The 21,731-nt window shown below is 69.5% G+C and carries 16 protein-coding genes; 7 read left to right on the top strand and 9 right to left on the bottom strand.

Going from position 1 to position 21,731, the window contains the following annotated elements; translation table 11 throughout:
• Positions 1 to 7 precede the first annotated feature (7 nt).
• Together glpK and CFREN_RS10615 are read right to left on the bottom strand one after the other, a co-directional pair.
• A complete protein-coding gene (gene glpK, locus CFREN_RS10620) occupies positions 8 to 1,528 on the bottom strand; it encodes a glycerol kinase GlpK (RefSeq protein WP_244979647.1) in 1,521 nt (506 codons plus the stop codon).
• Positions 1,529 to 1,610: 82 nt separating this feature from the next.
• Positions 1,611 to 3,044 (bottom strand): short-chain fatty acyl-CoA regulator family protein, encoded by a 1,434-nt coding sequence (locus CFREN_RS10615; RefSeq protein ID WP_209652040.1) that lies wholly within the window; start codon positions 3,042 to 3,044, stop codon positions 1,611 to 1,613.
• A gap of 207 nt (positions 3,045 to 3,251) precedes the next feature.
• Here CFREN_RS10615 and prpD point away from each other — a divergent pair, with 207 nt between their 5' ends.
• The 4 genes from prpD (at position 3,252) to CFREN_RS10595 (ending at position 10,377) form a co-directional block, all read left to right on the top strand.
• Positions 3,252 to 4,754 (top strand): 2-methylcitrate dehydratase PrpD, encoded by a 1,503-nt coding sequence (gene prpD, locus CFREN_RS10610; RefSeq protein WP_209652042.1) that lies wholly within the window; start codon positions 3,252 to 3,254, stop codon positions 4,752 to 4,754.
• A complete protein-coding gene (prpB, locus tag CFREN_RS10605; protein WP_209652044.1) occupies positions 4,754 to 5,701 on the top strand; it encodes a methylisocitrate lyase in 948 nt (315 codons plus the stop codon). Before prpD ends, prpB begins: the two co-directional genes overlap by 1 nt.
• Positions 5,694 to 6,842: a bifunctional 2-methylcitrate synthase/citrate synthase gene (locus tag CFREN_RS10600; protein ID WP_209652046.1), complete on the top strand. Its 1,149-nt coding sequence runs from the start codon at positions 5,694 to 5,696 to the stop codon at positions 6,840 to 6,842. The genes prpB and CFREN_RS10600 overlap by 8 nt, the downstream gene beginning before the upstream one ends.
• 130 nt (positions 6,843 to 6,972) lie before the next feature.
• Positions 6,973 to 10,377 (top strand): pyruvate carboxylase, encoded by a 3,405-nt coding sequence (locus tag CFREN_RS10595; RefSeq protein WP_209654533.1) that lies wholly within the window; start codon positions 6,973 to 6,975, stop codon positions 10,375 to 10,377.
• A 69-nt stretch (positions 10,378 to 10,446) separates the two neighbouring features.
• Here the strand turns inward: CFREN_RS10595 and CFREN_RS10590 are convergent, their stop codons facing one another.
• The 3 genes from CFREN_RS10590 to CFREN_RS10580 all read right to left on the bottom strand — a co-directional run bounded on the left by CFREN_RS10590 (position 10,447) and on the right by CFREN_RS10580 (position 14,250).
• Positions 10,447 to 10,893, bottom strand: coding sequence for a hypothetical protein (locus CFREN_RS10590; protein ID WP_209652048.1), 447 nt, complete (start codon positions 10,891 to 10,893; stop codon positions 10,447 to 10,449).
• Positions 10,894 to 11,127: 234 nt separating this feature from the next.
• Positions 11,128 to 12,906 carry an acetyl/propionyl/methylcrotonyl-CoA carboxylase subunit alpha gene (locus CFREN_RS10585; RefSeq protein ID WP_070521780.1) on the bottom strand — a complete coding sequence of 593 codons (1,779 nt, stop codon included), beginning with the start codon at positions 12,904 to 12,906 and terminating at the stop codon, positions 11,128 to 11,130.
• A 450-nt stretch (positions 12,907 to 13,356) separates the two neighbouring features.
• Positions 13,357 to 14,250, bottom strand: coding sequence for a sulfurtransferase (locus CFREN_RS10580; protein ID WP_209652050.1), 894 nt, complete (start codon positions 14,248 to 14,250; stop codon positions 13,357 to 13,359).
• Positions 14,251 to 14,538: 288 nt separating this feature from the next.
• On the opposite strand from CFREN_RS10580, the gene CFREN_RS10575 reads away from it, so the two are divergent.
• Entirely contained in the window at positions 14,539 to 15,603 is a 1,065-nt protein-coding gene (locus CFREN_RS10575) for a Cj0069 family protein (RefSeq protein WP_070521774.1), read from the top strand.
• Positions 15,604 to 15,675: 72 nt separating this feature from the next.
• Here the strand turns inward: CFREN_RS10575 and CFREN_RS10570 are convergent, their stop codons facing one another.
• From CFREN_RS10570 to CFREN_RS10555, 4 genes are all read right to left on the bottom strand, one after another.
• On the bottom strand, positions 15,676 to 16,368 hold the full coding sequence (locus CFREN_RS10570; RefSeq protein WP_209652052.1) for a Maf family protein: 693 nt from the start codon (positions 16,366 to 16,368) through the stop codon (positions 15,676 to 15,678).
• Between the two features lie 131 nt (positions 16,369 to 16,499).
• Positions 16,500 to 16,763 carry an acyl-CoA carboxylase subunit epsilon gene (locus tag CFREN_RS10565; protein WP_070521768.1) on the bottom strand — a complete coding sequence of 88 codons (264 nt, stop codon included), beginning with the start codon at positions 16,761 to 16,763 and terminating at the stop codon, positions 16,500 to 16,502.
• The gene (locus CFREN_RS10560; protein WP_070521824.1) at positions 16,760 to 18,388 is read right to left on the bottom strand and encodes an acyl-CoA carboxylase subunit beta; all 1,629 of its coding nucleotides are present in this window, start codon (positions 18,386 to 18,388) and stop codon (positions 16,760 to 16,762) included. The genes CFREN_RS10565 and CFREN_RS10560 overlap by 4 nt, the downstream gene beginning before the upstream one ends.
• A gap of 125 nt (positions 18,389 to 18,513) precedes the next feature.
• Complete coding sequence (locus CFREN_RS10555; RefSeq protein ID WP_083291463.1) at positions 18,514 to 20,178, bottom strand: acyl-CoA carboxylase subunit beta; 1,665 nt, start codon at positions 20,176 to 20,178, stop codon at positions 18,514 to 18,516.
• Positions 20,179 to 20,397: 219 nt separating this feature from the next.
• Here CFREN_RS10555 and CFREN_RS10550 point away from each other — a divergent pair, with 219 nt between their 5' ends.
• The gene (locus CFREN_RS10550; RefSeq protein ID WP_209652054.1) at positions 20,398 to 21,261 is read left to right on the top strand and encodes a biotin--[acetyl-CoA-carboxylase] ligase; all 864 of its coding nucleotides are present in this window, start codon (positions 20,398 to 20,400) and stop codon (positions 21,259 to 21,261) included.
• Positions 21,262 to 21,263: 2 nt separating this feature from the next.
• Complete coding sequence (locus CFREN_RS10545) at positions 21,264 to 21,725, top strand: PH domain-containing protein (protein ID WP_209652057.1); 462 nt, start codon at positions 21,264 to 21,266, stop codon at positions 21,723 to 21,725.
• The last annotated feature ends 6 nt before the right edge of the window (positions 21,726 to 21,731 follow it).

Genomic DNA, 21,731 nt, shown 5'->3' with positions numbered 1-21,731 from the left:
CCGGACGTCAGTCCTCCACCCAGTCCAGGGTGCGTTCGACGGCTTTGCCCCACTCGGAGTAAAGGGCGTCGCGGCGGTCGGCTTCCATGTCGGGCACGAAGGTCCGGTCCTCGCGCCACATCGCCCGGATCTCGTCGGTCGATTCCCAGAAACCCACGGTCAGGCCGGCGGCGTAGGCGGCGCCGAGAGCCGTGGTTTCGGTGATCACCGGCCGCGTCACGGGCACTCCGAGGATGTCCGCCTGGAACTGCATGAGCAGGTTGTTGGGCACCATGCCGCCGTCGACGCGCAGGGTGGTCAGGCTGACGCCGGAGTCTCGGTTCATGGCCTCCACGACCTCGCGGGTCTGGTACGCGGTGGCCTCGAGGGCGGCGCGGGCGATGTGGCCCTTGTTGATGTACCGCGTCAACCCCGCGATGACGCCGCGCGCGTCCGGCCGCCAATGCGGCGCCAGCAGCCCGGAAAAGGCGGGCACGATGTAGCAGCCGCCGTTGTCGTCGACGGTTTCCGCGAGCTTTTCGACGGCCGGCGCATCGGGGATGAGGCCGAGATTGTCCCGGAGCCACTGGATGAGCGAACCGGTCACGGCGATCGACCCTTCGAGCGCGTAGACGGGCAGGTCGTCGCCGATGCGGTAGGCGACCGTCGTGATCAACCCGTGGTCGGAGCGCTGCGCGACCGTGCCGGTGTTGAGCAGCAGGAAATTGCCCGTGCCGTACGTGTTCTTCGCCTCGCCGGGTTCCAGGCAGGCCTGGCCGAACGTGGCGGCCTGCTGGTCGCCGAGGATGCCGCCGATGGCCGCGCCGTGCAGCGGCCCGTTCCACCGCACCTTGCCCAGGTACTGCGACGAGCTCGCGATGGCCGGCAGCATCTCCATGGGGATGCCCATGGCCTCGCACAGGCCCTGGTCCCACTCGAGGGTCTCCAGGTTCATGAGCATCGTCCGCGACGCGTTCGTGACGTCGGTGACGTGCAGCGCCCGGCCCTCGCGGCGGGTGAGGTTCCACGTCAGCCACGTGTCGACGGTGCCGAACAGCAGGTCGCCGGCCTCCGCCCGCCGGCGGGCGCCCTCCACGTTGTCCAGGATCCAGGCGATCTTCGGCCCGGAGAAATACGTCGAGACCGGAAGACCGGTGATGCGGCGGACCCTCTCCTCGCCGACCTCGTCGCGAAGCTTCCTGCACATTTCCTCGGTGCGGGTGTCCTGCCAGACGATGGCGTTGTAGATGGCGCGGCCGGTGTGCCGGTCCCACACGATGGTGGTCTCGCGCTGGTTGGTGATGCCGACGGCGGCGACGTCGGCGGCCGTCCACTCCTCGTCCGCCATGACGTCCGCGATGACGCGGCGGGTGTTGCGCCAGATCTCCTCCGGATCATGCTCGACCCACCCCGGCCGCGGCATGATCTGCCGGTGCTCCATTTGGCTGGTGCCGCGGCACCGACCCTCCCTGTCGAACAGGATGCACCGCGTCGACGTCGTGCCCTGGTCGATTGCCGCGACGACGGCTCCGCCGCCCGGCTGGAACAGCGCGCGGGCCTGCGCGTCGAACTCGGTTTTGAACTGCCCGGGGATTCTCACGCCCATGAGTCTACGGGCCGGGCGCCGCGCATCAGGTGCCAATCCCCGTGCCGGGCTCGGCGTGCCCGTACGGGACGGACGGCGAGACGTTCTCGTCGATGAGCACCGCCGTGCCCGCCGGCGGGAAAGCCCGCTGCATGCAGGCCGTCCGCGGGCACGTCGCGCAGCCGGGGCCGATGGGCACCGCCCGGTCCGGATTGAGCTCCAGGCCCCGCGAATACACCAGCCGGTGGGCGTCGTCGAGATCGCAGCCCAGGCCGATGGAGTACTCGGTGGGGTCGACGCCGAAACCCCCGCGCGGGTGCGCGACGGTGCGGGCTATCCACAGGTAGGCGCGGCCGTCGGGCATGCTCGACACCTGCCGCACGATCGTCTGCCGCTGATCGAACGCGCGGTGCAGGACCCACAGCGGGCACGACCCGCCGTGGCGCGAAAAGTGGAACGCGGTGGCCGACTGGCGCTTGGATATGTTGCCGGCGCGGTCGGACCGCAGCAAAAACAGCGGCACCCCCGACATCCCGGGTCGCTGCAGCGTGGACAGGCGCTGGGCGATGGTTTCGAAGCCGGCGCCGAACCGGATCTTGAGCTGGTCGATGTCGTACGCGAGTTTCTCGGCCTCCCGGATGAAGGGGGCGTACGGCAGGACGACCGCCGCCGCGAAGTACTGGGCCAGCCCGAAGGTGGCCAGCTCCATGGAGTCGGCGGTCGGCAGCGCGCCCGGGTCCAGCTGCCCGCGCAGCAGCTCCCCGTGGCGCAGGAACGCCAGCTGCATGGCCATCTCGAACGTCGCCTGGGTGCGGGTCAGATCGCCCCGCAGGCGCAGGTTCCGGGCGGTGGCGTCGTACACGCGGCGCGGCAGCAGGTGCCCGTCGCCCGAGTCGTAGGCGACGGGCGTTCTGGTGACCGTGATGCCGTGCTCGGATTCGAGGATGCGCCGGAGCGCGTCGGCCCGTTCGCCGCGGGGCATGGGCAGGCGCTCGGACAGCGCCTCGGCTTCCCGGTCGACGGCGTCGAAGTAGTTGGCGTTGGCGTGGAAGAAGTCCCTGACCAGCTCATGCGGGGGAGCGGAGGGCTCCTGCGCCGCCGGCGGGCCGCCCGGTTCCGGTGCCGCCGACCGCGCCGACGCGAGCCGGGACATGGTCAGCATGTCCTGCGCGAGATCGGGGAACCGCGTGGCGAAGTCCGACAGCTCCCCGAGCGCCGGCGTGCGCCCCAGGGCGTCGGACAGCGACTGCTGCAGGGCGGTGGCGGTGCGGGAGGCGCGTTCGCCGGAGAAATACTCGGCCGGCACGTCGAACACGGACGTCAGGCGCATCAGCGTCGTCACCGTCAGCGGCCGGTGATCGTTCTCCAGCTGATTGAGGTAGCTCGTCGAAAAGCCGAGCTTCCGTGCCATCTCGACCTGCGTCAGCCCGCGCTCCTTTCGCATTGCGCGGATGCGCGCACCCGCGAAAACCCGTGACATGTATCCTCCTTCCCCGGCACCGCGCGATGCCGAAATGCCTTCTCACCAGGCAATTACGCAAGTTTCGCAATTTCGCTCTCCTGTGGAAACAAAAATACGCCATGGGAAACTCTATCGGTGTCGAAAGTCACTGCTTAGGTTCGGTTGTGACGCAGATCTCCCCGGATGGGTGGGGGATCGACCAGACCTAGGAGCATCACCAGCACCATGGAGAACCACATCGTCCGCACCCGCCGTTCCGCCGAGGAGTTCCCGCGCGGCGAACACCTCGCGTGGAAGATCGCCGAGGTCGCGGTGGATCCGGTGGCGGTCCCCGGCGACGTCGAAGAGATGATCGTCAACCGCATCATCGACAACGCGGCCGTCGCCGCGGCGTCGGTCCTGCGCCGCCCGGTGTCCACCGCCCGCGCGCAGGCCCTGGCCCACCCGGCGGAGCCTGGCGCGACCGTCTTCGGGGTCGGCGACACGGTCTCGCCCGAGTGGGCGGCCTGGGCGAACGGAGTCGCCGTGCGCGAACTCGACTTCCACGACACCTTCCTGGCCGCCGAGTACTCGCACCCGGGCGACAACATCCCGTCGATCCTCGCCGTCGCCCAGCACAAGGGCCTCGGCGGCGCCGACCTGATCCGCGGCATCGCCACCGGCTACGAGATCCAGGTCAACCTGGTGCGCGGCATCTGCCTCCACGAGCACAAGATCGACCACGTCGCCCACCTCGGCCCGTCGGCCGCCGCCGGCATCGGCACCCTGCTGGGCCTCGACGCCGAAACGATCTACCAGGCCGTCGGCCAGGCGCTGCACACGACCACCGCGACGCGCCAGTCGCGGAAGGGCGAGATCAGCTCCTGGAAGGCATTCGCCCCGGCCTTCGCGGGCAAGATGGCCGTCGAGGCCGTGGACCGCGCGATGCGCGGCGAGGGCGCCCCGTCCCCGATCTGGGAGGGCGAGGACGGCGTCATCGCCTGGCTGCTCGGCGGCCCGGAGAAGGAGTACACGGTGCCGCTGCCCGCCGCGGGCGAGGAGAAGCGGGCCATCCTGGACACCTACACCAAGGAGCATTCCGCGGAGTACCAGTCGCAGGCGCCCATCGACCTCGCCCGGCGCATGCGCGACCGGATCGGCGATCTGTCGCAGGTGGAGTCCATCGTGCTCCACACGTCACACCACACCCACGTGGTCATTGGCACCGGCTCGAACGACCCGCAGAAGTTCGACCCGAAGGCCTCGCGCGAGACCCTCGACCACTCGGTCATGTACATCTTCGCCGTCGCGCTGGAGGACGGCGGCTGGCACCACGAGGACAGCTACGCCCCGGAGCGCGCCGCCCGCCCGTCGACCATCGAGCTGTGGAACAAGATCTCCACCGTCGAGGATCCCGAGTGGACCCGCCGCTACCACTCGCAGGATCCGAACGAGAAGGCCTTCGGCTGCCGCGCGGAGGTCACGCTGAAGGACGGCACGGTCATCGCCGACGAGCTGGCCATCGCCGACGCCCATCCGCTCGGCGACCGCCCCTTCGCCCGCGAGCAGTACGAGAACAAGTTCCGCGTCCTCGCCGAGGGCATCGTCGACGACGCGGAGCAGGACCGCTTCCTGGAGGCTGCCCGCAACGCGGCCGACCTGGCACCGGGCGAGCTCGGCCGGCTCGGCTTCGTGCTTTCCGACGACGTGCTCGCCCGCGCCCCGCAGATTCCCGGGGGCATCTTCTGATGGCCGCCGACGCAACTTCTGCCGCAGCCTCCGGCGCCGGTTCGCCGTTCAGTCCCGCGGCGTGCCCGGCAGATCGCCGCCGGGCGTTCCGCGACGGGCTGGCCTCCGGGCGCATCCAGCGTTTCGTCGGGGCGATGAACCCGCTGACGGCGCGCCTCATCGAGGACATCGGCTTCGAGGGCGTCTACGTTTCCGGGGCGGTCGTCGCCGCCGACATGGCGCTGCCGGACATCGGGCTGACCACGCTGACCGAGGTGGCCCACCGCGGCCGCCAGGTCGCCCGGGTCACCGGGCTGCCGGTGCTCATCGACGCCGACACCGGGTTCGGCGAGCCCATGTCCGCGGCGCGCGCGGTCGTCGAGATGGAGGATGCCGGCATCGCAGGCCTCCACCTGGAGGACCAGGTCAACCCGAAGCGCTGCGGCCATCTCGACGGAAAGGACGTTGTTCCGGCCGCCGAGATGGTGCGGCGCATCGGGGCGGCCGCGGCCGCGCGCAGGGACCCGGACTTCGTCATCTGCGCCCGCACCGACGCCCGCGGAGTGGAGGGCCTCGACTCCGCGATCGACCGGGCGCGCGCCTACGCCGACGCGGGCGCCGACCTCATCTTCACCGAGGCCCTCGCCGACGAGTCCGAGTTCGAGGCGTTCCGCGAAGCCGTCGACGTGCCCCTGCTGGCCAACATGACGGAGTTCGGGAAGTCCGAGCTCATCGACGCCGGAACCCTCGAGCGCATCGGGTACGAGGCCGTCATCTACCCGGTGACCACTCTCCGCGTCGCCATGGGCGCGGTGGAGGAGGCCCTTCGGGACCTCGCCGCCGACGGCACCCAGGCCGCCTGGCTCGACCGGATGCAGCACCGCAGCCGGCTCTACGAGCTCAACGGCTACGCCGATTTCAATTCCTTCGATTCCACCCTCTTCACGTACGGAGCCTCCAATGACTGATCACACCCCCGACGTCCGCAAGGGCCTCAACGGCGTCATCGCCGACTACACCGCCGTCTCGAAGGTCATGCCCGAGACCAACTCCCTGACCTACCGCGGCTACGCGGTCCAGGATCTCGTCGCCAACTGCAGTTTCGAGGAGGTCTTCTACCTCCTGTGGAACGGCGAGCTGCCCACCGCCGAGCAGCTGCGCGAGTTCAACGAGAAGGGCCGCTCCTACCGCAGCCTCGATCCGGGCCTGATCGCCCTCATCCACTCGCTGCCGCGGGACTGCCACCCGATGGACGTCATGCGCACCGCCGTGTCCTACATGGGTACCAAGGACCAAGATCACTTCACGCCGGACGCCGAGCACATCACCGAGGTCGGCCACCGCCTGCTGGCCCAGTTGCCGATGGTCCTGGCCATGGACATCCGCCGCCGCGAGGGCAAGGACATCGTCGCCCCCGACCCGTCGAAGTCCGTCGCCGAGAACCTCCTGTCGATGGTCTTCGGCAACGGCTCCGACTCCCCGGCGTCGAACGTCGACGACGTCCGCGATTTCGAGAAGTCGCTGATCCTCTACGCCGAGCACTCCTTCAACGCGTCGACGTTCACCGGCCGCGTGATCACCTCGACCCGCTCTGACGTGTACTCGGCCATCACCGGCGCCATCGGCGCGCTGAAGGGGCCGCTCCACGGCGGCGCCAACGAGTTCGTCATGCACACGATGCTCGAGATCGACGACCCGGACAAGGCCGCGCAGTGGGTCAACGATGCACTGGACAACAAGGACCTGATCATGGGCTTCGGGCACCGCGTGTACAAGAAGGGCGATTCCCGCGTGCCGTCGATGGAGGCCTCCTTCCGGGCCCTGGCCGAGCGCCACGACGGGGCGAAGTGGGTGGCCATGTACGAGAACATGCGCGACGCCATGGACGAGCGGACGGGCATCAAGCCCAACCTCGATTTCCCCGCCGGCCCGGCCTACCACCTGCTCGGTTTCCCGGTGGACTTCTTCACCCCGCTGTTCGTCATCGCCCGCGTCGCCGGGTGGACGGCGCACATCGTGGAGCAGTACCGCGACAACTCGCTGATCCGCCCGCTGAGCGCCTACAACGGCCCGGAGCAGCGCGAGATCGGAAGCCCGCCGGCGGCGTAGGGCCGACGTTCCCGGCCCCGCGCCGTCGGCCCTCCACAGCCGCCGGCGCGGCGACCATCAGACGAAAAGGAGTTTGTGGACAGTGAATCAGGGTACGGGCGCGCCTCCGGTGCATCGCCCCATCCGAAAAATGTTGGTGGCCAATCGCGGTGAAATCGCCGTCCGTGCGTTTCGGGCGGCCGCGGAGATCGGCATCGGCACGGTGGCGGTGTATCCGTGGGAGGACCGCAATGCGGTGCACCGCGCGAAGGCCGACGAATCGCACCAGATCGGCGAGGAGGGCCATGCCGTCCGCGCTTACCTGGACGTCGGGGCCATCGTGGAGGCGGCCCGCGGCGCGGGCGCCGACGCCGTGTACCCCGGTTACGGTTTCCTCAGCGAGAACGCCGATTTCGCCAGGGCGTGCGCCGGGGCCGGGCTGACGTTCATCGGCCCGGACCCGGAGGTCCTCGATCTCACGGGGGACAAGGCGGCGGCCGTCGCGGCGGCCCGGGCGGCGGGCTTGCCGACGCTCGCGTCGTCCGAGCCCACCGACGACCTCGATGGGCTCGCGGACGCCGCGCGGGGGATGACGTTCCCGCTGTTCGTCAAGGCCGTCGCCGGCGGCGGCGGGCGCGGCATGCGGTTCGTGGGCGGCCCGGATGAACTGGCCTCCGCCGTGGCCGCGGCCTCCCGCGAGGCGCTGGCGGCGTTCGGCGACGGCACCGTGTACCTGGAGGAGGCGGTCATCGAGCCGCGCCACATCGAGGTGCAGATCCTCGGCGATGCCACCGGCGAGGTCATCCATCTTTACGAGCGCGATTGTTCCGTGCAGCGCCGGCACCAGAAGGTCGTGGAGATCGCCCCGGCCCCGGGCCTCGACCCCGATTTGCGCGATCGCATCTGCGCGGACGCAGTCGCGTTCGCGCGCGACATAGGCTACTGCGGGGCCGGCACCGTCGAATTCCTCGTCGATGCCTCCGGGCGCCACGTGTTCATCGAGATGAACCCGCGCATCCAGGTCGAGCACACCGTCACCGAGGAGATCACCGACGTCGACCTCGTCGCCGCGCAGCTGCGCATCGCGGCGGGGGAGACCCTCGCGGACCTCGGTCTCGCGCAGGACGGGATCCGGATCCGCGGCGCCGCCCTGCAGTGCCGCATCACCACGGAGGATCCGGCCAACGATTTCCGCCCGGACACCGGCCGCATCACCGTCTACCGGTCGCCCGGCGGCGCGGGCGTGCGCCTGGATTCCGCGGCGCAGCTCGGCGGAGAGGTGTCCCCGCACTTCGACTCGATGCTGGTGAAGCTCACCTGCCGCGGCAAGGACCTGCCCGCCGCAGTGGCCCGGGCGCGCCGGGCGCTCGCCGAGTTCCGCATCCGCGGCGTCGCCACGAACCTCGGTTTCCTGCGGGCGCTGCTGGAGGAACCCGATTTCCTCGGCGGGCGGGTCAGCACCTCCTTCATCGCCGACCACCCGGCCCTGCTCGCGGGCCGGCCGTCGGCCGACCGGGCGTCGAAGCTGCTCAACTACCTCGTAGACGTCACCGTCAACCAGCCCAACGGCCCGCGCCCGGACGCCGTGCGGCCCTCCACGAAACTCCCCGCCGTAGATTTGTCGCAGCCCCCGCCGCCGGGGTCGCGCCGGCTGCTCCGCGAACTGGGGCCCGAGGGGTTCGCCCGCAGGCTCAGGCGGAGCGATGCCGTCGCGGTCACGGACACCACCTACCGCGATGCGCACCAATCGTTGCTCGCGACACGTCTGCGCACGTCGGGTCTGGAGCGGGCCGCCGCGCATTCGGCGCGCCTGCTGCCGGGGATCTGGTCGGCCGAGGTGTGGGGCGGCGCCACCTACGACGTCGCGCTGCGCTTCCTGCACGAGGACCCGTGGGAGCGGCTCGACCGCATCCGCGCGGCCATGCCGGACACGTGCCTGCAGATGCTCATCCGCGGCCGCAACACCGTCGGCTACGCGCCGTACCCGGCCCCGGTGGTCGACGCCTTCGTCGCCGAAGCCGCCGAATCGGGCATCGACGTGTTCCGCATCTTCGACGCCCTCAACGACGTCGAGCGGATGCGCCCCGCGATCGATGCGGTGCGGGCCACCGGCACGTCGGTCGCCGAGGTCGCGCTCGCGTACACCGGGGACCTGTCCGACCCGGCCGAGGACCTCTACACGTTGGACTACTATCTCCGCCTCGCGGAGAAGGCGGTCGACGCGGGCGCCCACGTGCTGGCCATCAAGGACATGGCCGGTCTGCTGCGGCCGTCGGCGGCCGCCACCCTCGTGCGTTCGCTGCGCTCGGAGTTCGACCTGCCGGTCCACGTCCACACCCATGACACCGCCGGTGGGCAGCTGGCCACCTATCTGGCGGCCATCGAAGCCGGAGCGGACGCCGTCGACGTGGCCGCGTCGCCGCTGGCGGGCACCACCAGCCAGCCTTCCATGGCGGCGTTGGTGGCGGCGCTGGCGCACACGGGCCGCGACACCGGCATCGACCTGGCCGCCGTGCAGTCCATGGAGCCGTACTGGGAGGCGGTGCGCGCCATCTACGCGCCGTTCGAATCCGGAATCCCCGGACCCACCGGCCGCGTTTACGACCATGAGATCCCCGGCGGGCAGCTGTCCAACTTGCGCACCCAATCCGGCGCACTCGGCCTCGCGGACAGGTTCGAGCAAGTGGAGGACGCCTACGCGGGCGTGAACCGGATCCTCGGCCGCCCGCCGAAAGTGACGCCGTCGTCGAAGGTCGTCGGCGACCTGGCCCTCCAGCTCGTCGCGGCGGGCGTCGGAGCCGAGGAGTTCGCGGACGACCCCGGCATCATCGACCTGCCGGATTCCGTCCTCGGGTTCCTCCGCGGCGATCTCGGCGTGCCGCCGGGCGGATGGCCGGAGCCACTGCGCGGCCGCATCCTCGACGGCCGCACCGTGCCGCCGGAGCCGGCGATCGACGTGGATCCGGGCGATGAGCGGATCCTGGCGGCGGGCGCCGGCGCCGGGGGAGAGGGCCGCGCCGAATTGCGCGGCACACTCGACCGGATCCTCTTCCCCGGACCGGCGAAGGAATTCCGGGAGCACCGGGACGCCTACGGGGACGTGTCGGTGCTCACCGCCACGCAGTTCTTCTACGGGCTCCGGGAAGGTGAGGAAACCGTCGTCCACCTCGATGGCGGCGTGGACCTCATCGTCCGGCTGGAATCGTTGTCCGGCCCGGATGGGAAAGGCCTGCGCACCGCGATGTGCACGGTCAACGGCCAGCTGCGGCCCGTCACGGTCCGGGACCGCTCCGTGGAGACGGCCACTCCCCAGCGCGAGCGCGCGGATGAGTCGAATCCGGGCCACGTCGCGGCGCCGTTCGCGGGTGTCGTCACCGTCACCGCCGAACCGGGCACCCGGGTGTCCAAGGGCGACCAGGTCGGCGGAATCGAGGCGATGAAGATGGAGGGCGCGATCTCCGCGCCCTGCGACGGCGTCGTCGAGCGAGTGGCCCTCACCGGCCCGACGCGCGTCGAGGGCGGCGACCTCCTGCTCGTGGTGGCCCCGGCGGAGTAGCGCCTGCCGATCGTGGCCCCAGCGGGGGTGCCTGCCGCTCGTCCGCTCGTCGACCCGGCGGGGCGGTGCCTACCGCTCGTCGACGGGGCGCGTTTGGCCCTGGTGCCCGGGGAACGGGCGCGGCGCCATGGGTTTACGCCCCAGGTACCCCTCGATCCACCGGCCCACGACCTGCTTCGCCGCATCGGCGGCATCGGAGACCGTGACCGGCGCGAGCGTCGGATCGTCGACCTCCACGACCCGGTCCGGATCACCGGCGACGTGGATGACCACCTCGGCACCGTCGTCGCCCACCAGGGTCACCGCGACTTCGGCCAGCAAATCGATGTTCGTCTGCTCGGCGACCGCCCACCGGTACACGCGGTCGGCGGCCCAATCCGCCGCCGCATCCTCGAAATACTCCGGGTACACCGCGCGGCCGTGGGCGAGGGCCAACGCGGGGGCGTCGTCGACGCGGCCATCCTGGCGCAACGGCCGGAGATGGAAACGACCGGCATTGAGTTCCATGGGTTCCATGGGGGCATTCCTCTCATGCGGCGGTGCGTTCAGGGAGGGCGCACCGCGAATCGAACCGCCCGAAAGAGGCGATGTCACTGCCCTCCAGGGTAGTGGAATCGGTTGACGGAATCGGCTGCCGCGGCAACGGCCCGGCGGGCGCGGTACGCGAAAACGGCGATCCCCGCCGCACCGGACCGTGCGACGGGGATCGCCGTCAATCGGTTCCCGCCTCGGGGGAACCGGGGGAGGAGCCTACTTCAGCTCCATCAGGACATCGCCCTTGCCGACGCCCGAGCCCGCCTCGGCGGTCAGGCCGGTGACGGTGCCGTCCTTGTGGGCCTTGACCGGGTTCTCCATCTTCATGGCCTCGAGCACGACCACGGTGTCGCCCTCGGAGACCTCCTGGCCCTCCTCGACCTCGACCTTGATGACGGTGCCCTGCATCGGCGCGACCACGGCGTCACCGGAAGCGGCCTTCTTGGCGCCACCGGAACGACGCTTCTTGGCCTTCTTGCGGGCACCGCCCGCACCGCCGCCCAGGGCCAGATCGCCCGGCAGGGCGACCTCGACGCGGCGACCGTCGATCTCGACGACGACCTTCTGCGACGGCACGGCCTCGTCCTCGTCGACGTCGGAGTCGCCGGCGTACGGCTCGATGGGGTTGTCCCACTCCTCCTCGATCCACTTGGTGTAGACGTCGAACTTCTCGCCGTCGCCGACGAACGCCGGGTTCTCGACGATGTGGCGGTGGAACGGGATCACCGTGGCCAGACCCTCGACCTCGTACTCGGCCAGGGCGCGGGCCGAGCGGCGCAGGGCCTCCTCGCGGTTTTCGCCCCAGACGATCAGCTTGGCCAGCATCGAGTCGAACTGACCGCCGATGACGTCGCCCTCCTTGATGCCGGTGTCCATGCGGACGCCCGGGCCGGCCGGCTCGACGTACTTGGTGATGGTGCCCGGAGCCGGCATGAAGTTGGTGCCCGCGTCCTCGCCGTTGATGCGGAACTCGAAGGCGTGACCGCGCAGCTCCGGGTCCTCCTTGAGGCTCAGCTCGCGGCCCTCGGCGATGTTGAACTGCTCGCGGACCAGGTCGAGGCCGGTGACCTCCTCGGTGACGGGGTGCTCGACCTGCAGGCGGGTGTTGACCTCGAGGAAGGAGATCAGGCCGTCGGAGCCGACCAGGTACTCGACGGTGCCGGCGCCGTAGTAGCCGGCCTCCTTGCAAATGGCCTTCGCCGACTCGCGCAGACGGCGGTCCTGGTCCTCGGTCAGGAACGGGGCCGGGGCCTCCTCGACGAGCTTCTGGAACCGGCGCTGCAGGGAGCAGTCGCGGGTGGAGGCGACGATGACGTTGCCGTGCTTGTCGGCCAGGACCTGACACTCCACGTGGCGGGCCTTGTCCAGGTACCGCTCGACGAAGCACTCGCCGCGACCGAACGCCGCGACGGCCTCACGGGTGGCGGACTCGAACAGGTCCTTGACCTCGGACATCTCGTAGGCCACCTTCATGCCGCGGCCACCGCCGCCGAAGGCCGCCTTGATGGCGATCGGCAGGCCGTACTCCTCGGCGAACGCCACGACCTCGTCGGCGTCCTTGACCGGCTCCTTGGTGCCCGGGGCCATCGGCGCGTCGGCCTTCAGGGCGATGTGACGGGCGGTGACCTTGTCGCCCAGCGCACGGATGGACTCCGGCGACGGGCCGATCCAGATCAGGCCGGCGTTCTCCACGGCCTCGGCGAAGTCGCCGTTTTCCGACAGGAAGCCGTAGCCCGGGTGGATGGCGTTGGCGCCCGACTTCTTGGCGGCGTCGAGGATCTTGTCGAAGACGAGGTAGGACTCCGCGGACGTCTGACCGCCCAGCGCGAACGCCTCGTCGGCCATGGTCACGAAGGGAGCGTCGGCGTCCGGCTCGGCGTAAACGGCGACCGACGGAATGCCGGCGTCCTTCGCGGCGCGGATGACGCGAACGGCGATCTCGCCACGGTTGGCGACGAGAACCTTCGTGATCTTCTCGGTGGTCTGCTCGGACACGAAACCCTCCTGTTTTCGCGGGCACCGGACGGTTGGTCCGACCGGCGTAGGTACGACAGTCATCGAGGTTCGACGGTCCTGCGCGCCGCATGCTCTCCTGGACATGCACGGGCTAACACCGTCCAACCCAATACGGCCATTCTGTCACAGGTGGCGGTTTCGCCATTTTCCGGCCTACCCCGCCAAGGGGACCGTCGCTGAACTTGAACTATGTTCGATCTGGTCGGCGATTTCGCCCGGATGGTTTTCCCGTGCAAAGTCCCCATTACACCGCCTGCGGAGTCGGCGGAGACTCCCCATGGCGGTGCCTCCGACGGAGCGACCGGATGCCGTATTCGCCCGGTTTCGGGGGGATCGCGCCGGGGGTGAATGAGACACCTCAACGGAAGGCCGGGATGCTCCCCGATGGCGTCGTCAAGCAAACGACACGACCCGCGCGGCAACCGCCGCCTACGCCTCGGGGGCCTCTCCCGGTTCCGTGCCGCGGGCGATCGGCATCCGGATCATGTTGCCCCACTCCACCCACGAACCGTCGTAGTTGCGCACGTTGTCCCGGCCCAGCAGATAACGCAGCACGAACCAGGTGTGGGCGGAACGCTCGCCGATGCGGCAGTAGACGATCGTGTCCTCGTCCGCGTCGACGTCGGCGTAAATGGCCTCCAGCTCCTCGCGCGAACGGAAGCGGGAATTCGGGTGCACCGACTGATTCCACGGCACGTTGACCGCAGTCGGAATGTGCCCGCCGCGCAGCACGCCCTCCTGCGGATAATCGACCATGTGCGTGCGATTGCCCGAGTACTCCTCGGGAGTGCGCACGTCGATGAGATTGCCGCGGCCCATCAGCGCACGGGTCTCGGCGGCGTAGGCGCGCAGCGTCTCGTCGTCACGCTCGACGACGGGGTAATCGGTGCGCGGATACTCCGGCACCTCGAAACTCGTGTCGCGCTCCTCCGTCATCCACGCATCGCGGCCACCGTTGAGCAACCGCACGTCCGGATGGCCGAACAGCTCGAACACCCACAGCGTGTACGCGGCCCACCAATTCGACTTGTCGCCGTAGATGACCACGGTGTCATCGCGGGAAATGCCCTTGGACCGCATCAGCTCCGCGAACGCCTCGGCGTCGACGTAATCGCGCACCGTCGGATCGTTGAGGTCGGAGTGCCAGTCGATGCGCACGGCACCCGGAATGTGCCCGATGTCATACAGCAGCATGTCCTCGTCCGACTCGACGACGCGCAGGCCGGGCGACCCGAGGCGGGCGGCCAGCCAATTGCTGGACACCAGGCGCTCGGGGTGCGCGTACTGCTGGAACTGCGGGTGCGGGTCGTGCGGGACCGCCATCTTTGCTCCTTCATGGGGTGCGGCGCCGGCGCGGACGGCGCTTTCCGGTACCCCCACCTTACGGCCATTGCCTCTGGTCACCTCACACCCGCCCGAATGTCGCTTCCGACCTGCGGGAATGCGGCGCTCCACTAATGGGGGTGGAGGTGACGGACGTTACCCTAATAAATTCTCACGGCGGCTTTAAAATTCTCTGTGGAACGTGCATCGACCCCGCAGGTTCCGGGGCCCCGACCTGCACGGGGATATGGCGCCGGCGATCCCGGCCCATGCATTCAAGGAGAGCAAATGCACAAGAGCATCGTCGTCTTCGAGGTCGAGGGCGGATCCGACAAGTACTTCGACGGGCACCGCCGCGACACCATGCCGATCGTCAACGCCATCCGCGAAGCCGGCTGGTCCGCCGAGGTCGTCTACTACCGTCCGGAGTGGAAGGACGACCTGTACACGTACGTCTCCGAGAACTTCGACGGCTACATCTCCCGCGTCAACCCGGGCAACATCCCGGGCGGCGAGAGGGGCTACTTCGAGCTCCTGACCAGCCTGTCGGTCGCCGGCCTGGTCGGCATGTCCACCCCGGGCGAGATGATGGCCTACGGCGCCAAGGACGCGCTGGTCAAGCTCAAGGACACCGACCTGGTCCCCTCCGACACCGCCGCCTACTACGACGTCGAGGCGTTCCACGGCACGTTCCCGACGTCCCTGTCCTACGGCGAGCGCGTGCTCAAGCAGAACCGCGGCTCCACCGGCTCCGGCATCTGGCGCGTGCGCATCGCCGACGAAGAGGTCGCCGCCAACGTCGTTCCGGGCACCCCGCTGCCGCTGGACACCAAGCTGAAGTGCACCGAGGCCGTGGACAACCACACCGAGACCCGCGAGCTCGGCGAGTTCATGGACTTCTGCGACCAGTACATCATCGGCGACAACGGCATGCTCGTGGACATGCGTTTCATGCCGCGCATCACCGAGGGCGAGATCCGCATCCTGCTGGTCGGCCCGCACCCGGTGTTCGTGGTGCACAAGAAGCCGGCCGAGGGCGGCGACGCCTTCTCCGCGACCCTGTTCTCCGGCGCGAAGTACACCTACAACAAGCCGGAGGAGTGGCAGGACCTCATCGACATGTTCGCCGAGGCCCGCCCGGTCATCGCCGAGAACCTCGGCGGCGACAACATCCCGCTGATCTGGACCGCCGACTTCATGCTGGCCGACGGCGAGGACGGCGGGGACACCTACGTCCTCGGCGAGATCAACTGCTCCTGCGTCGGCTTCACGTCTGAGCTGGACATGGGCATCCAGGAGCTTGTCGCCCAGGAGGCCATCAAGCGGGTCGTCGAGAAGTTCGGCGACGCCTAGTCTTCGGCACCGTCGTCGATTAGGTGCCGCCCCGATCCGGCGCCGCCCGGTTTTCGCTCGCGCCCCCGGTGCTCATGCGCCGGGGGTTCGGCGTTCCCGGTTCCAGAAGTCCGACACGTCCAGGCCCCACCCGGCCAAGGTGCGGCGGATCAGCGGCAGCGACAGGCCGAGCACGCTGGACGGGTCGCCGTCGATGCCGTCGATGAACCAGCCGCCCAGCGCCTCCAGGGTGAACGCCCCGGCGCAGCCCAGCGGCTCGCCCGACTCGGCGTAGGCCACGATGTCGGCGTCGGACGGCTCGCCGAAGCGCACCACGGTCGACACCGCCTCCGTCGCCGTGCGGACCTCCCCGCCGGGCAGAGTCGCCGTGATCGAATGTCCGGTCACCAGCTCCGCGTCGCGCCCGCGCTGCGCCTTCCACCGCCGGACGGTTTCGCCCACCGTGTGCGGCTTGCCGGACAGTTTCCCGTCCATCAACAGCATCGAATCGCACGCGATGACCACCGTGACCCCCGCGTCCGCGCCCTCCCGGGCCAGCGCGCCGGTCACCGCCGCCGCCTTCGCCTCCGCCAGACGCTTGACGACGGTGCCCGCCTCCGCGCCCTCCGCCGCAAGAGCCTCGAGAATGGCGTCTTCGTCGACCTCCGGGGGCGACACCACCGGATCGACTCCCGCCGAACGCAGGACCATCAGACGGGACGGGGAACTGGACGCCAACACCACGCGATGGGCTGGCCGGGGGTTTGCGGCGGACACGGTGCTCATGGCACACCACGGTAGCGGGCGAACGGGCCGGCGACTCGGGCGGTGGCCGGAAACGGCGACGCCGCCGCCTCCCGGTGAAAGGGGAGGCGACGGCGTCGTCGCAAAGCAAGCGGGCGCGTCCCGCAGGCGCCCTAGTAGAACTGGACGTTCTGGAAGCTGCCCGGGTTGTAGCTCATCGGTTTCTGCAGGCGCTCGTCCAGGCTGCCCCACTGATTGCGGGGACCCTTCGGGCCGGTGTCGGCGGCGGCGTTGGCCATGCCCGCGAACAGCACGGCCAGCGTCGCGACCTGCGCGTCGGTCGGGTTGCCCTTGAGAACCTTGAGGAACGGGGCCTTGGGGGCCTCCTGCGCCTCGGCGTTGTCGGCGGCGGTGGTGTCGGTGGCGTTGTCGGTCACAGCGGAATGTTCCCATGCTTCTTGGCGGGCACGTTGACGACCTTGCGGTCGAGCAGACGCAGGCCCTCGATGATCTGGCCGCGGGTCTCCGACGGCGGGATGACCGCGTCGATGAAGCCGCGCTCGGCCGCCATGTACGGGTTGACCAGGGTCTCCTCGTACTCGGCCTCGTACTCCTTCTGCACCGCCGCGACGTCCTTGCCCTCGGCGGCGGCCTGCTTCAGCTCCTTGCGGTAGATGAAGCCCACGGCACCGGAGGCGCCCATCACGGCGATCTGCGCGGTCGGCCAGGCGAGGTTGATGTCCGCGCCCATGTCCTTCGAACCCATGACGCAGTACGCGCCGCCGTACGCCTTGCGGGTGATGACCGTGATCTTGCCGACGGTCGCCTCGGCGTAGGCGTACAGCAGCTTCGCGCCACGGCGGATGATGCCGTCGAACTCCTGGTTCGTGCCCGGCAGGAAGCCCGGCACGTCGACCAGCATGATGATCGGAATGTTGAAGGCGTCGCAGGTGCGGACGAAACGGGCGGCCTTCTCCGACGCCTTGATGTCCAGGCAGCCGGCGAACTGGATCGGCTGGTTGGCGACGAAACCGACCGAACGGCCCTCCACGCGGCCGAAGCCGATGACCACGTTCTGCGCGTAGTCCTCCTGGATCTCCAGGAAATCGCCGTCGTCGACCAGGCGGGTGATGACCTCCTTGATGTCGTACGGCAGGTTCGGGGAATCCGGGATCAGCGTGTCGAGCTCGAGGTCCGTCTCGGTGATGTTGTCGGCGATGGAACCCTCGAACGGCTCGGCCTCCATGCGCGGGGCCTCGGCGCGGTTGTTCGACGGCAGGTAGCCGATCAGCTCCTGGACGAAGGACAGGGCGTCCTCGTCGTCGGAGGCGGTGTAGTGCGAGGTGCCCGAGGTGGACATGTGGGTGCCGGCGCCGCCGAGCTCCTCCTGGGTGACCTCCTCGCCGGTGACCGTCTTGATGACGTCCGGGCCGGTGATGAACATCTTCGACGTGCCGTCGACCATGATGATGAAGTCGGTCAGGGCCGGCGAGTACACGTGGCCGCCGGCGCAGGCGCCCATGATCAGGGAGATCTGCGGGATGACGCCCGACGCCTGGGTGTTGCGGAAGAAGATCTGCGAGTACAGGCCCAGCGAGACGACGCCCTCCTGGATGCGTGCGCCGGCGCCTTCGTTGATGCCGATGATCGGAACACCGGTCTTGATCGCCAGATCCATGATCTTGACGATCTTCTCGCCGTAGACCTCGCCGAGCGCGCCACCGAAGATGGCGCCGTCCTGCGAGAAGACGCAGACCTTGCGGCCGTCGATGGTGCCGTACCCGGTGACCACGCCGTCGGTGACCGGACGGCGGGCGTCCAGGCCGAAGTTCTTGGAACGGTGGCGGACCAGGGCGTCGATCTCGACGAAGGAACCGTCGTCGAGGAGGTACTCGATGCGTTCACGGGCCGTGAGCTTGCCCTTGTCGTGGACGCGGTCGATGGAGGCCTGGCCCATGGGGGCCTGGGTCTCGGCGAGGCGCGCTCGCAGATCCGCGAGCTTGCCGGCGGTGGTGGACTTGTCCGGCTCGGTGCCGGTGGGGGTGTGTGCGGCAGTCGTCATGTTCACGAGTCTACGTACAGGAAAGTTCGGGCCGGGAAACGGGGGCAACCGGCGTTCGCTTGCGGGGGGACGGGGCGACGCCGCCGGGGTGCGGGGTCACCCCGCCGAGTGCGGGGCGAGATCGCCTACAGCGGCATGTTTCCGTGCTTGCGCGCAGGCCAGGCGACCTTCTTGTCGCGCAGCAGGCGGAGGTTGCGGGCGATGCGGGTGCGCGTCTCCGACGGAAGAATGACTTCGTCGATGAGCCCCCGTTCGGCGGCGAGGTACGGGTTGAGCATGTGATCTTCGTAGGCCCGCTCGAAGCCTTCGATCAGCGCCGACGCGTCGCCGTCGCGGTCCAGGGCCGCCTTGATCTCGCGGCGGTGCAGGAAACCGACGGCGCCGGCGGCGCCCATGACGGCGATCTGCGCGGTCGGCCACGCGAGGTTCAGGTCGGCGCCCAGGCCCTTGGAGCCCATGACGCAGTACGCGCCGCCGTAGGCCTTGCGCATGGTCACCGTGATCTTCGGCACCGAGGCCTCGGCGTAGGCGTAGAGCAGCTTCGCCCCGCGGCGCAGGATGCCCTGGTGCTCCTGGTCCGAGCCGGGCAGGAACCCCGGAACGTCGACGAGCAGGACCAGCGGAATGTTGAAGGCGTCGCAGGTGCGGACGAAACGGGCGGCCTTTTCGGAGGCGTCGATGTCCAGGCAGCCGGCGAATTGCAGCGGCTGGTTGGCCACGAAGCCGACGACGCGGCCCTCGATGCGGCCGAAGGCGATGACGACGTTGTCGGCGCGGCCCTCCTGGATCTCCAGGTAGTCGCCGTCGTCGGCGATGGCGGCGACGACGTCGCGGACGTCGTACGGCTGCGACGGGTTGTCCGGGATGATCGAGTCGAGCGCGAGGTCGTCTTCGGTGATGTCGGCGTCGAAGTCGTCCTCGATGATCTCGGGAATGGAGCGGTTGTTGTCCGGGAGGTGGTCGAGCAGGTCGCGGACCCAGTCGAGGGCGTCCTCGTCGTCGGTGGCGGTGTAATGCGTGTTGCCGGCCAGTTCCATGTGGGTGGTCGCCCCGCCCAGCTCTTCCTGGGTGATCTCTTCGCCGGTGACGGTCGTGATCACGTCGGGGCCGGTGACGAACATGCGCGAGGAGTTCTCGACCATGACGACGAAGTCGGTGAGCGCGGGGGAGTAGGCGTTGCCGCCGGCGCAGGCGCCGAAGATGACGGAGATCTGGGGGACGACGCCCGAGGCCTTGACGTTGTAGTGGAACGTCTGGGCGATGTAGTCCAGGGACACGGCGCCGTCCTGGATGCGGGCGCCGGCGCCTTCGTACAGACCGACGATCGGGCGGCCGGTCTTGATGGCGAGCTGCTGCAGCTTCACCATCTTCTCTCCGTACACCTCGCCGAGGGCGCCGCCGAAGACCGTGCCGTCCTGCGAGAAGACGCACACCTCGCGGCCGTCGACGGTGCCCCAGCCGGTGACGATGCCGTCGGTGGCCGGGCGCTTGGCGTCCATGCCGAAGTCGCGGGTGCGGTGACGGGCCAGTGCGTCGGTCTCGACGAAGGAGCCCTCGTCGAGGAGGTGGGCGATGCGGTCGCGGGCGGTCATGCGCCCCTTGTCGCGGACCTTCTGGAGCGCGGCGGGGCCGACGGGCATGGTCGCCTCGGCGCGGCGGCGCAGCAGGTCCTCGTTCTTCGCCGCGGTGGTCTGCGGCGGACGGTCGTCGCCGAACTCGTCGGCGGACTCGGCCACGGACGTGGCGACGGCATCCGGATCAGCGTGGAGCAAACGTGAGGAGAAGGTCATGTTTGAGGAAGATAGCGTTTGGGGGCGAAAAGGTGAAGTTAGTTGTCTGTGACAAATGTCACTTGCAAAAACCGTAACTCGCAGGGTGGCGAACACTGTTCCAATGCGCCCAGGTCACGGCAAGGTAACGCGACGGTAACGGCGGGCGTGAATTCGCGACGATTTCTCGTCCCATGGGCGGACGCGGGGCATCCGCATCCCCCGCTAGACTCCGATGCCATGAGCCATGACCCCCGATCCCCGTTGGATGCCGCCGCGCTGCGCGCCGCCCTGCCCCGATGGCACGCCGTGGACGCCGTGGAGACCACGGGGTCCACGAACATCGACGTCACCCGCATGGCGTCGGAAGGGGCCCCGGACCGCGTCGCGCTCGTCGCCTCCGAGCAGACCGCCGGCCGCGGCCGACTGTCCCGCTCCTGGACCGCCCCGGCCGGCGCATCCATCGCGCTGTCCGCGCTGTTCCGTCCCGAAGGCGTGCCCACCGAAGACCTTGGGCTCCTTCCGCTCGTCGCCGGCCTGGCGGTGGTGGACATGGTCCGCGACGTCGCGAAACTTCCGCAGGCCGCTGCGCCCGGAGACGCCGTCGCAAAGCCCCCCGAACTCGGCCTGAAATGGCCCAACGACGTGCTGCTCGGCGGCCGCAAACTGTGCGGCATCCTCGTCGAAGCCGCATCGATCGCGCCCCCGGCCCTGGTCGTGGGCATCGGCGTCAACGTCGACCTGCGCGAGGACGAACTGCCCGTCCCGCACGCCACGTCGCTCGCCCTGGCGGGAGCGGAAAACCTCAACCGCACGGAACTGGCCGTCGGCCTGCTCGACGCCCTCGACCGCCGCGAACGCCAATGGCGATTCGACCGGGCGGCGATGATGGCCGACTATCGCGCCACCTGCCTGACCCTGGGCACCCGCGTGCGGGTGGAACTGCCCGGCGGCGGGGAACTGGTCGGCGACGCCGCGGACATCCTCGACGACGGCGAACTGGTCGTGCGCGACGACTCCGGCGCCCGCCGCACCGTCACCGCGGGCGACGTCCGCCACTTGCGTGCGGCCGAAGGCGGATACGCCGGGGAGGCCGCGAAGTAGGCATGGCCTTCCCCTGGGACGAGATGGACGACGACGAGGACGTGCTTCTCGACGTCAACCCCGCCTTCGCGCGCCTGACCTGGCCGCTGGTGGAACTGGCGCTGATCACCGGCGTGATTTGGCTGCTCATCGGGTTCATCGACTCGCCCCGCATCGCGCCGGGCGACCTCGCCGGCCTGCGGGACTTCCTGCTGATCATGTGGCCGATTCTCGTGGCGTGGCGCGTCGCCAAGCCCGGCCTGGAATGGCTGGGGGAGCGGTTCGTCCTGACCGACCGGCGGATCATCCTGCGGCGTGGATTGCTGCGGCCGCGCGTGGTCACCGTCGACCTGCGCTCGGTGCGCGGAGTCGAGCGGCGAGGCAACGTCCTGCAGGTGCGCGTGTCGCCCTTCGGGCCGCCGATGGCCATCCGCGACGTCCCCTCCGCCCGCAAGGTGGCGAAGATGGTCAACCGGATGACCTGACGGCGT

The sequence above is a fragment of the Corynebacterium freneyi genome (assembly GCF_030408835.1).
Lineage (GTDB): Bacteria > Actinomycetota > Actinomycetes > Mycobacteriales > Mycobacteriaceae > Corynebacterium > Corynebacterium freneyi.
This window is presented reverse-complemented; position numbering and strand designations above follow the sequence as displayed.